The sequence below is a fragment of the Asticcacaulis sp. genome (assembly GCF_020217185.1).
Lineage (GTDB): Bacteria > Pseudomonadota > Alphaproteobacteria > Caulobacterales > Caulobacteraceae > Asticcacaulis.
Map to the genome: position 1 here is coordinate 1 of NZ_JAIWNX010000147.1, position 10,000 is coordinate 10,000.

At 62.0% G+C, this 10,000-nt stretch carries 12 protein-coding genes and 1 pseudogene; 7 read left to right on the plus strand and 6 right to left on the minus strand.

What is annotated here, in order from left to right; translation table 11 throughout:
- The 5 genes and pseudogenes from LDL37_RS07170 to LDL37_RS07190 all read left to right on the plus strand — a co-directional run.
- Positions 1-215: pseudogene (locus LDL37_RS07170) on the plus strand (tRNA (adenosine(37)-N6)-threonylcarbamoyltransferase complex transferase subunit TsaD); the annotation flags it as partial.
- On the plus strand, positions 212-1,228 hold the full coding sequence (locus tag LDL37_RS07175; RefSeq protein WP_272740725.1) for an NAD(P)H-dependent glycerol-3-phosphate dehydrogenase: 1,017 nt from the start codon (positions 212-214) through the stop codon (positions 1,226-1,228). The pseudogene LDL37_RS07170 and the gene LDL37_RS07175, both read left to right, overlap by 4 nt.
- Positions 1,225-1,560 (plus strand): Rieske 2Fe-2S domain-containing protein, encoded by a 336-nt coding sequence (locus LDL37_RS07180; RefSeq protein ID WP_290796051.1) that lies wholly within the window; start codon positions 1,225-1,227, stop codon positions 1,558-1,560. The genes LDL37_RS07175 and LDL37_RS07180 overlap by 4 nt, the downstream gene beginning before the upstream one ends.
- A 16-nt stretch (positions 1,561-1,576) precedes the next feature.
- The gene (locus tag LDL37_RS07185; protein ID WP_290796053.1) at positions 1,577-1,735 is read left to right on the plus strand and encodes a type II toxin-antitoxin system ParD family antitoxin; all 159 of its coding nucleotides are present in this window, start codon (positions 1,577-1,579) and stop codon (positions 1,733-1,735) included.
- Positions 1,736-1,801: 66 nt separating this feature from the next.
- Entirely contained in the window at positions 1,802-2,215 is a 414-nt protein-coding gene (locus tag LDL37_RS07190; RefSeq protein ID WP_290796056.1) for an NUDIX hydrolase, read from the plus strand.
- A 4-nt stretch (positions 2,216-2,219) separates the two neighbouring features.
- Here the strand turns inward: LDL37_RS07190 and LDL37_RS07195 are convergent, their stop codons facing one another.
- Positions 2,220-2,966 carry a creatininase family protein gene (locus LDL37_RS07195; RefSeq protein WP_290796058.1) on the minus strand — a complete coding sequence of 249 codons (747 nt, stop codon included), beginning with the start codon at positions 2,964-2,966 and terminating at the stop codon, positions 2,220-2,222.
- A 265-nt stretch (positions 2,967-3,231) separates the two neighbouring features.
- Here LDL37_RS07195 and acs point away from each other — a divergent pair, with 265 nt between their 5' ends.
- Positions 3,232-5,178 (plus strand): acetate--CoA ligase, encoded by a 1,947-nt coding sequence (gene acs / locus LDL37_RS07200; RefSeq protein ID WP_290796073.1) that lies wholly within the window; start codon positions 3,232-3,234, stop codon positions 5,176-5,178.
- A gap of 69 nt (positions 5,179-5,247) precedes the next feature.
- Here acs and LDL37_RS07205 read toward each other — a convergent pair whose 3' ends face one another.
- Entirely contained in the window at positions 5,248-5,697 is a 450-nt protein-coding gene (locus LDL37_RS07205; protein WP_290796060.1) for a hemerythrin domain-containing protein, read from the minus strand.
- A gap of 195 nt (positions 5,698-5,892) precedes the next feature.
- On the opposite strand from LDL37_RS07205, the gene LDL37_RS07210 reads away from it, so the two are divergent.
- Positions 5,893-7,266 (plus strand): hypothetical protein, encoded by a 1,374-nt coding sequence (locus tag LDL37_RS07210; RefSeq protein WP_290796062.1) that lies wholly within the window; start codon positions 5,893-5,895, stop codon positions 7,264-7,266.
- Positions 7,267-7,269: 3 nt separating this feature from the next.
- Here the strand turns inward: LDL37_RS07210 and LDL37_RS07215 are convergent, their stop codons facing one another.
- From LDL37_RS07215 to LDL37_RS07230, 4 genes are all read right to left on the minus strand, one after another.
- A complete protein-coding gene (locus LDL37_RS07215) occupies positions 7,270-7,914 on the minus strand; it encodes a DNA-3-methyladenine glycosylase 2 family protein (protein ID WP_290796064.1) in 645 nt (214 codons plus the stop codon).
- Positions 7,915-7,973: 59 nt separating this feature from the next.
- Positions 7,974-8,801 (minus strand): peptidase, encoded by an 828-nt coding sequence (locus LDL37_RS07220; RefSeq protein WP_290796066.1) that lies wholly within the window; start codon positions 8,799-8,801, stop codon positions 7,974-7,976.
- Between the two features lie 18 nt (positions 8,802-8,819).
- Positions 8,820-9,278: a DUF350 domain-containing protein gene (locus LDL37_RS07225; RefSeq protein ID WP_013478274.1), complete on the minus strand. Its 459-nt coding sequence runs from the start codon at positions 9,276-9,278 to the stop codon at positions 8,820-8,822.
- 120 nt (positions 9,279-9,398) lie between these two features.
- The coding region (locus tag LDL37_RS07230) for a radical SAM protein (RefSeq protein WP_290796071.1) at positions 9,399-10,000 on the minus strand (602 nt) is incomplete at its 5' end.

Sequence of the window (10,000 nt, forward strand, 5' to 3'; positions counted from 1 at the left end):
CGCCTCTGGCCTACTGCACCGACAATGCAGCCATGATCGCGCTGGCCGGGCTGGAACGCTTTGCGCTGATGCGGGCGGCGGCAGATTATGATGGGGACAAACAGGTGCACGACGGACTGTCGGCGCTGGCGCGGCCACGCTGGCCCCTTGACGAGCGCCGTGCGCTCAGTGCACCCATACATAAGTTTTCGGGACGCAAGGGAGCCAAGGCTTGACCCAATTCGTGCACGCCAAAGCCTTTGACAAGGTCGGTATCATCGGGGCAGGGGCATGGGGTACGGCGCTGGCGCAGGTCGCCGCGCGGGCCGGGCGCGAGGTGTTGATCCAGTGCCGTGAGCCGGAAGTCGCTGAGTCGATCAATGCTCAACACCTCAATCACCTCTATCTGCCGGGCCGGGAGCTGCTGCCGCAGGTGAAGGCGACCGCCGATCTGGCCGATCTGGGCGACTGCGATCTGATCCTGGCCGTGCCGCCGGCGCAGCATATGCGCGCCTCGCTGAAGGCCTTTGCGCCGCATGTGCGCGACGGCCTGCCCATCGTCCTGTGCGCCAAGGGCGTTGAGCGCGGCACGGACTGCCTGATGAACGAGGTGCTGGCAGCGACCCTGCCGCAGGCGCGTGCCGCCGTCCTGTCCGGGCCGTCCTTCGCCGCCGAAGTGGCGCGCGGCTTGCCCACGGCGGTGACGCTGGCCTGCAAGGATGCCGAGCTGGGGGCGCAGATTTCAACCACGCTCGCGACGCAGACCTTCCGCCCCTATCTGATCGACGACATGATCGGGGCTGAGGCGGGCGGGGCGCTGAAAAACGTGCTGGCCATTGCCTGTGGCATTTCCGAAGGTAAGGGGCTGGGGCGTTCGGCGCACGCCGCTCTGATTACGCGCGGTTTTGCCGAAATGACCCGTCTGGCCGTAGCGCTGGGGGCGAAGGCCGAGACGCTGAGCGGTCTGTGTGGCATGGGCGATCTGGTCCTGTCGTGCTCGTCGCCGCAATCCCGCAATATGAGCGTCGGTCTGGCGCTCGGTGGCGGACAGACACTGGCACAGGCGCTGGAAGGCAAGATTTCGGTCGCCGAAGGGGTGGAATCGGCCCCGGCGGTCAAGCATCTGGGCGAAAAGCTGGGCGTCGATCTGCCGATCTGCAATATGGTGGCGACCATCCTGTCGGGCGAAGCCAGCGTCGATAAGGCCATCGGCGATCTGATGTCGCGCCCGCTGAAGACGGAACGGTGAGACCGCCTCCCGGCACCGTTATCTGCACCTGGGCTGAGCTTCAGGTAACCGGCACCGTCCTCTATCGTCAGGACGGGTTTGAGGGGTTTGTCATCCTCGATGACTACCTGCCGCGCGGCTATGTCGATGCCTGTCCGCACAACGGTATGCCGCTGGGTGGCGATCAGGAGGAAAGCGATTATCAGACGCGCGAGCAGGATGTGATAATCTGCCGCTGGCACGGCGCGTCGTTTCTCAAAGACAGCGGCCTGTGCATCGGCGGCCCCTGCGCCGGTGAGCACCTCACGCCGTGGCCGGTCGAACGCCGCGGCGATGAGGTGGTGACGGTTTAGACGGAAGGACCCCGGAATGGACGAACCCGATACCACGCCCGTTAAGGTTACGAATGAGCGGGAAGCCAAGCGTCAGGCGCTGGTGCAGGCGCTGATTGACGGGGAGCAATCCGGCCCCTCTGAATATTTCGATGCGGAGGCGTTTCTGAGGGAGATGCGTGATACGCTTGGCTGACGTCTGTCGTATTCGACGAATGATATAAGCCGCACGGGTGGGATTTCGAAGTTCGGGGAGGGGAATATGGAAAACTTTGGCGGCACCAAGCTGGCCATTCTGTTTGGCACGCAGCTTTTGGTCTATCTGCGTGATGACAAGCCGGGCATCCCTTTCCCGGCGATGTGGGATTTTCCGGGCGGCGGGCGCGAAGGCGATGAGACGCCGCGTCAGTGCGCTTTACGCGAAACCCATGAAGAGTTCGGCATAGAGCTGTCGGAAACGGCTATCGTCTGGGAGCGCGTCTATCCGTCAACCGCTGGCGGTTTGCCGAACTGGTTTATGGTGGCGCAGTGCGAGGCGTCTGTACCCGACATCCGCTTTGGTGACGAAGGTCAGCACTGGCAACTTATGGATATTGACACCTATCTCAGCCATCCGCAGGCCATTGGATATCTGAAACACCGCCTGACGGAATATCTCTCCGCGCACCCCGCGTGACGGTTCAGGGCCGTTCTTCGGCCTCGAATTTCGCAATATCTTTCAGCAGGGCCGGAACCGCCGCCTCCAGAATCTGCTGCCCCAGCGCCTGCGTAGCCAGCGACGAGTCGGCGCCGATGCGGCCGTCAGTGAAGCGTGCGCGGTAGTCGAGCGCGTCGCGGATGGGACCCGTGGGCGCAATCGGCGGGTCCATCGTCAGGTCGCGCACAGCATCGGGGTAAGCGGCCCAGGTCAGGGCGATTTCCGACGGCGTGGCGTGGCTGCCGTGCCCTTTGGGGAAGAGGCGGGCGCACAGAGGCGAAATGCCCGGCAGGTCCCACCAGTTCGACAGTTTCAGCGCGAAGGGACAACGCACGCCCTGCCATGACCACTGGCTGTAGATTTCCGAAAAGGCCGCTTCGATCGAGGCGACATTGCCGCCGTGGCCATTGAGGAAGTAGATGCGCTCAAACCCATGCCGCCCCAGCGACTTTACCCAGTCTTCGATGGCCGCCATAAAGGTTGAAGGGCGCAGCGAAATGGTGCCCGCAAAGCCCAGATGGTGCTGCGCCATGCCGATATTGAAGGTTGGCGCGACCAGAATATCGCCTTGCTTTTCCGCCGCATGGGCGATGATTTCCGGGCACAGCCAGTCGGTCCCCAAAAGCCCCATCGGGCCGTGCTGTTCGTTGGAGCCGATGGGAATGATCACCGTCTTTGAGGTCTTCAGACGGGCTTCGATTTCCGGCCATGTGGAAAAGGCGAGGTGCATGGGGGTCTTTCCAGCCTCATGCCGAAAAGTGCCAAAACACTTTACTAGGCGCTTTTCGGATAAACATGAGGCGTTATAAAAAATAAGAGCCATTCGTCGCTTCGACGAATGCTCTTATGGTCACAAAATGATCCACATTGCATAACCAATATACGACCTATTGCCAAGTTTCCCTGCCGTGCAAATTGTGGTTGGCTGGCTCGACAGGGCCGTGGATCAGTCTTATCTCTACGGCAAGATAAGCAAGAAGATGTGTGAGGACGCCATGACGGTTGAAACGCTGAACAATACGACTCTCTTTCCCGTGCCGGCGACCTATCCGCGCGCAAACAGCGTGACGGCGGCGGCGCTTCAGGCGCAGCGTGATCTGGTCAAGTCCGACCCGTGGGCCCACTGGCGGCAACTGGGTGAGGCGCTCGACTGGATCAAGCCCTTCACGCAGGTCAAGGACGTGTCCTTCAACCGCGAAGACTTCCGCATCCGCTGGTATCACGACGGGCAACTGAACGTCGCGGTCAACTGCATCGACCGCCATCTGCCGCACAAGGCCGATACAGTGGCCTTTATTTTTGAAGGCGATGAGCCGAACGACTCCTACACAGTCACTTATGGCCAACTGGCCGAGGCGGTTGGCAAGCGCGCCAACCTACTGAAAAAGTATGGCGTCAAAAAGGGTGACCGCGTCACCATCTACATGCCCATGGTGCCGGAGGCGGCCTATTTCATGCTGGCTTGCGCGCGTATCGGGGCCGTGCATTCGGTGGTGTTCGGCGGTTTTTCGCCCGACAGCCTGGCCGGGCGTATCAATGACTGTCAGTCGGAATATGTGGTCACCACTATCGAAGGGCGTCGCGGGGGCAAGTCGGTGCCGCTCAAGGCCAATACCGACCTCGCCCTGCTGCAATGCCCCGGCGTGAAGCACGTCTTCGTCACCGGCAATGGCTGCTCGCTGAGCCATGACGGGCGTGACCTGTGCGTCGATCCGGAACTGGAGGGCGTAAGCGCCGACTGCCCGGCCGAGCCGATGAATGCCGAAGACCCTCTGTTCATCCTCTATACGTCCGGTTCGACAGGTAAACCGAAAGGCGTGCTGCACACCACGGGCGGCTACCTCGCCTGGGCGGCCTATACGTTCAAAACCGTGTTCGACTGGCACGAAGGCGATGTCTATTGGTGCACCGCCGATGTCGGCTGGGTGACAGGCCATTCCTACGTCGTCTATGGGCCGCTGGCCAATGCCGCTACCTCGCTGATCTTCGAAGGCGTGCCCAACTACCCCACCGTGTCGCGCTTCTGGGAAGTGATCGACAAGCATCAGGTAACGACCTTCTACACCGCGCCGACGGCCATCCGCGCCCTGATGCGCGAAGGCGATGCACCGGTGCTCAAAACCTCGCGCAAGTCGCTGCGCCTGCTGGGCTCGGTGGGTGAGCCGATCAACCCCGAAGCCTGGCTGTGGTATCACCGGGTGGTCGGCAACGAAAACTGCCCCATCGTCGATACCTGGTGGCAGACCGAGACCGGTGGCCACCTGATCACCCCGGTGCCGGGGGCGACGGCCTTGAAGCCCGGCTCGGCCACCCACCCCCTGCCGGGGATTGAGGCCTGTCTGGTCGATAATGAGGGCAAGGAGCTGAGCGGCGCGACCGAAGGCAATCTGTGTATCTGCGACTCGTGGCCGGGTCAGATGCGCTCGGTCTTTGGCGACCATCAGCGCTTTATTGAAACCTACTTCTCGACCTATCCCGGCAAATATTTCACCGGCGATGGCGCGCGCCGCGACGAGGACGGCTATTACTGGATCACCGGCCGCGTCGATGACGTGCTGAACGTTTCCGGCCACCGTCTGGGCACGGCCGAGGTCGAAAGCGCGCTGGTGGCGCACCACAGCGTCGCCGAAGCCGCCGTGGTCGGCTTCCCGCACGACATCAAGGGGCAGGGCATCTATTGCTATGTCACCCTGACCAAGGGCGTCGAACCGACCGAAGCGCTGAAGACCGAACTGCGCAACTGGGTGCGTCGCGAAATCGGCCCCATCGCCTCACCGGACGTCATCCAGTGGGCGCCGGGCCTGCCCAAGACGCGCTCCGGCAAGATCATGCGCCGCATCCTGCGCAAGATCGCCGAACGCGATGTGTCGAACCTCGGCGATATTTCGACCCTGGCCGATCCATCGGTGGTGGCCGATCTGGTCAAGGGCGCCGGGCTTTAAGCACCTCAAACATAAACCACCTCCCCTGATGTCAGAGGAGGTGGTTTTGCACGATGGAGCGTTGGAGCCTTACGCCCCGGCCATCATGTCCTTTTTCAGAGCATCCATCTCCTTGGCCAGCTTACGGGCCTGATCGGCGCTCAGATAGGTCTTGGCCTTTTCGAAGATTTCGCCCTCTTCCTCTTCGACGTGGTGCATGACGGCGTGTTTCAATTCGCCGAAGTGCAGCAGCCACTGATCGCTGTCGGCCGACAGGCCGGACACCTTCTGCAGGAAGGCCTCGATTTCGTCATGCTCCTCATTGGCATGTTCCATCTTGTGCTCGACGGCCTTTGAGCGCGTGGCATCCAGCACGGCCTTGTAGAAGGTCTCTTCCTCGCTTTTGGCGTGGATGGTCAGCTCGTTTTTGATCTCGTTGAACAGACGCAGGCGCGTTGCGCCGTCGGCGGCATTGACCACCTGCTCCATCAGGTCCTCGACCTTGCGGTGGTCTTTTTTGATGTAGTTATAGATATCCATTCCTCGGTCTCCAGTCTTATTTCAGGTTGAAGCCTGAGCATGAACCCGCTGCGCGTAAGAGCGATATGGCGCAGCTATGACAGGGTGTAAGCCGCGGGTAAGTCCCGTCACGGTTGGCGGTGTCATCGTGCCGTCAAATTTGACAGAAGGTGGACCGTCCTGTAACGAGACAGCAACTGTTTAGGGGGGGAGACCATGACCATTTCTTCGAAAATTCTGCGCCCGCTCGTGCTGATCGTCGCGCCTCTGGCGGCGCTGATGGTCTATGGCTGCGGTGGAGGCGGCGGTGGGGGCGGTTCCTCCTCCGGCGGTGGCACAACAAGTACGTCATCCTCGTCATCCTCTACGTCATCCTCGTCATCCTCTACGTCGTCGGCTTCGTCCTCCTCCTCGGCCACCACCTATGCGCCAGGTCCGGAAATCACGGTAAACACGCGATCCAACATGTTCCGTGGTCAGACCCAGATTGCGGCACTGGCTGGCGGCAATTATGTCGTGGCCTGGTCCGAGGCGGCGGCGGTTAATCCCAATGATGCTGACGGCTCCAATATCATTTACAGCCTCTATAACGCCTCAGGTGCAGCCCTTGTGGTCGAAGGCCGCGCCAATACCCAAACCAATGGCAGTCAGGGGTCTCCCACTATTGTGTCGCTGGATGGCGGCGGCTTCGTGATTGCGTGGCAGGATTCCAGCCGGACCCTGGGCGATACGGATGGCACCAGTGTCAAAGCGCAGATTTTCACGGCGGCGGGTGACAAGACGGGTAGCGAATTTCTGGTGAATACCACCACGGCCAAGGATCAGAACGCTCCCATCGCTGTTCGCGCCGGCACCGGCTTCATGATTACCTGGCGTGAGTATTTCTACGACGGTACCAGCAATTCCAAAAATGACCTGAAAGGGCAGATATTCAACGCCGCAGGTGTTAAGCTTGGGTCCGAACTGATGCTGAGCGCTCTGCCCACATACGTGACGACGGGCCTTTACGATGTCAAAGGCCTCAGCGATGGCAGTTTTGTCGTTGTGGCGGAGACGAACGAGAAGCGCGATGGCGTGGGCCTTAATCTGAAGGCGCAACTCTTCACCTCTGCGGGTGTGTCGAGCGCCACCGCGTTTTATGTCAACCCGCCCGAAGTGGGGGCAGGCAAGCCCGTCATAGCCGCACTTGAGAATGGACGGTTTGTCGTGGGTTGGGATACCTACCTCAGCACGGGCATCTCAAGCCAGTCCGCTTCGACGGTTCGTACGCAGGTCTTTTCAGCGAACGGAAGTGTGGTGGGCGAAGCGGTCAATTCGGGTACGAACCTGACGCAAAAGCTTCTGCGCGCTGTGACCGGCCTTAAGGGCGGTGGCTTTGTGACGCTTTGGGCCGATTCCCAAAAGGTGGGCGCTCAGGTGTTTGACAGCACGGGCACCAAGAGCCCTTCTGTACTTGACGTAGGTAGTGTGAGTTCTGGCGAGGCGCTTAATGCCGCCGGGGGACCGCAAGGGTTCGCGGCGGTGTGGATGACGACGCCATCGGGTGTGGGCGATAAAACCATCAAGTTGAGGATTTATACGGCGCAATAAAGCCTACAGCTTGCGCCCAAGCTCACCGCGTTTGACCGCGCCGTACCAGCCCCACAGGGCGTGCGACACCACCGAGCGGTAGGGTGCCCAGCGAAGCGCCCGCTCGCGGCAATAGGCCTCGTCCGGGCGGGCATCGAGGCCATCTAACCAGCCGACGGCCTCGCGCAACGCGATGTCACCGGTCGGGAAGATGTCGAGGCGGCCTTCGCAGAACATCAGATAAACCTCGGCCGTCCAGCGCCCGATGCCTTTCAGCGCCGTCAGGTGGTCGATGGCGGCTTCGGCCTCAAGGCCCCGCACGGTCGCAAAGTCGAGCGCGCGGGCGTGGACGGCCTCGGCGAGGATGCGGGCATATCTGACCTTGGGCCGCGACAGGCCGTGGCCGCGCAGGGCCTCATCCGACAGGGTCAGCAGATGGGCCGGGCTCATCTCTGAAAGGCCGCCGCGCAGCTTCTGCCAGATGGCGTCGGCGGCCCTGACCGACAATTGCTGCTCGACGATCAGGCGCAGCAGGCCTTCGAAACCGTCGGCCCGGTGGCGAAAATTGAGGTCGCCCACGGCGGCAAACAGCGGGGCCAGCGCCGGATCGGCTTCGGCCAGAGCGGTCATATGCGCGCGTTCGAGAGGGACAAGGTCACCGGGGATCATGCGCGCAGACTTACACGGATGGCCGCGTGCGTCACGTCCCGAATATTGCGGTCAAATCCTTAGCTCTGGATACAGCCGACCTGCGCCACGCGATACTCCCGGCGCAGGGTGTCGGACACGATGCCGTAATTGCGCCGCGTCAGCAGGTCTTCGTGCTCGAAATCATAGCTGCGCGACGGCGTATTACCGATTTTCGCCAGCGTCGCCGGGGTCGAGGAATAGAGACGCCCGCGGCGCGGCTTGGTCTTCAGCGTGATGCCGATGACCTGAGACTGCGCATCGAGGGTGGGGCCGCCCAGCAGCTTGTTCAGGCTGCCCGTCAGATTGGCCGTATGCCCGGCTTCGGCCCAGGCCAGCACGGTTTCAGGGGCTTCGAAGCGCTTGCCGGTCTTCAGCTTGGTTTCCCCGATCAGACGGCCGGTCGCTTCGCCGACCTGATCCTGCGGAAAGCCCGGCATGAAGCCGCGCATCCCCGGCTTGATGGTTTTGGGATCGGCAAAGGGCAGGGGGCGCGCCCCGCTTTCGGTGACGGCCAGCACGTAGTTGTCGAGGCTGCGCTTGTACTGCACGCGGATGCGCACCCCCAGATTGCCCCCCAGATTGAGGAAGGGGTAGCGGCAGTTGCGGATGCTTTCGCGGGCCAGCACCCACTCACCGGATTTTGAGACGGAAAAGGCCGTGCCGCGATAATCAATATCGTTCATGATCGGCAGGCTGATGATCTCGTTGGTCGAGAAGGGTGAGTAGGTGGCAAACAGGGCCGCTTCACCGGGCGGCGGCGGCGGCGGCGCGGGCGGCGACAGGGATTTGTCGGCCCAACGACCGGGCACGATGACCATCAGGGCCACCGCCGAACCGTAGAGCAGCCAGTCGGGGATGAGGCCCATCTCAAAACCCCTTTCAGATTAACCGGCGACGGCGGCGGCGAGGATCAGGGCGACGGCCAGCTTACCCGCCACCAGCAGCACGGCGGCCGACACTTCGCCCTCGTCAATGCGTTGCGGCAGACCGGCCAGCAGGAAGTCCACCAGACGGAAGACAAACAGTTGCAGGATGACGGTCGCCCCCCCCCAGATGAGGATTTCGCGCACCGAGGTCGAGGCCGACATCGAGGCGGCCAGCGGCACGGCCAGACCGATGATCACGCCGCCATAGGCCACCGCTGCGGCGGAATTGCCGTCACGGATTTGCTGGATTTCTTTGTAGGGCGTCAGGATCGAATAGACGAAGGCCCCGATAAACAGCATCAGCAGGGTCGCCCCGGCGTGCAGTAGGGTGACCGGAAAACCGGCGGCGAAGGCCTGAACCTCCGGACGCAGCACGTCCGGCACCAGAAAGTCGAGATTGAGGAAATCCGGTATCATGCCGATCAAAAGCCCCGATTACGCCCGCCGTCCCGTGCGGATGGCCAGTATTGTATCGGGGGTCTTGCAAGATCAAGGCCGAAAAATGTGACCGTTTTTTATAAGGTCACCGGCCTGCCCTTACATGCCGGAGGCCAGATAGCCGTAAGGCAGTTCCGTTTCGACCCCATCCGTTTCATTCTGGGGCGTTTCGCTCTCATCACTGGCCAGACCTTCGACCTGTGCCTTGCGCAGCGCGCTGGCGCGGACCTTCTCGCTCTCGGACTTCAACTGACCGCAGGCGGCCAGAATATCGCGACCGCGCGGCGTGCGGATGGGCGAGGCATAGCCGGCCTTGTTCAGGATGGCCGCAAAGGCTTCGATGGTGCGCCAGTCCGAACACTGATAGTCGGTGCCCGGCCACGGATTGAACGGGATCAGGTTGATCTTGGCCGGGATGCCCTTGATCAGCCTGATCAGTTCGCGCGCTTCGGCCGGGCTGTCATTGACGCCCTTCAGCATCACATATTCAAAGGTGACGCGCCGCGCGTTCGACAGGTCCGGATAGGCGCGGATGGCCGCCATCAGGTCTTTCAGCGGGTACTTCTTGTTGATCGGCACCAGCACGTCGCGCAGTTCATCATTGGTGGCGTGCAGCGAAATGGCCAGCATGGCCGCCGTGCGCTTGCCCAGCGCGTCCAGCTCCGGCACCACGCCAGAGGTCGAGACCGTGATGCGGCGGC

Excerpts from the sequence above, each read along its gene's own strand:
- LDL37_RS07185 (WP_290796053.1), top strand. The coding sequence starts at position 1,577 with ATGGACGAACCCGATACCACGCCCGTTAAGGTTACGAATGAGCGGGAA.
- LDL37_RS07190 (WP_290796056.1), top strand. The coding sequence starts at position 1,802 with ATGGAAAACTTTGGCGGCACCAAGCTGGCCATTCTGTTTGGCACGCAG.
- LDL37_RS07195 (WP_290796058.1), bottom strand. The coding sequence starts at position 2,966 with ATGCACCTCGCCTTTTCCACATGGCCGGAAATCGAAGCCCGTCTGAAG.
- acs (WP_290796073.1), top strand. The coding sequence starts at position 3,232 with ATGACGGTTGAAACGCTGAACAATACGACTCTCTTTCCCGTGCCGGCG.
- LDL37_RS07205 (WP_290796060.1), bottom strand. The coding sequence starts at position 5,697 with ATGGATATCTATAACTACATCAAAAAAGACCACCGCAAGGTCGAGGAC.
- LDL37_RS07210 (WP_290796062.1), top strand. The coding sequence starts at position 5,893 with ATGACCATTTCTTCGAAAATTCTGCGCCCGCTCGTGCTGATCGTCGCG.
- LDL37_RS07215 (WP_290796064.1), bottom strand. The coding sequence starts at position 7,914 with ATGATCCCCGGTGACCTTGTCCCTCTCGAACGCGCGCATATGACCGCT.
- LDL37_RS07220 (WP_290796066.1), bottom strand. The coding sequence starts at position 8,801 with ATGGGCCTCATCCCCGACTGGCTGCTCTACGGTTCGGCGGTGGCCCTG.
- LDL37_RS07225 (WP_013478274.1), bottom strand. The coding sequence starts at position 9,278 with ATGATACCGGATTTCCTCAATCTCGACTTTCTGGTGCCGGACGTGCTG.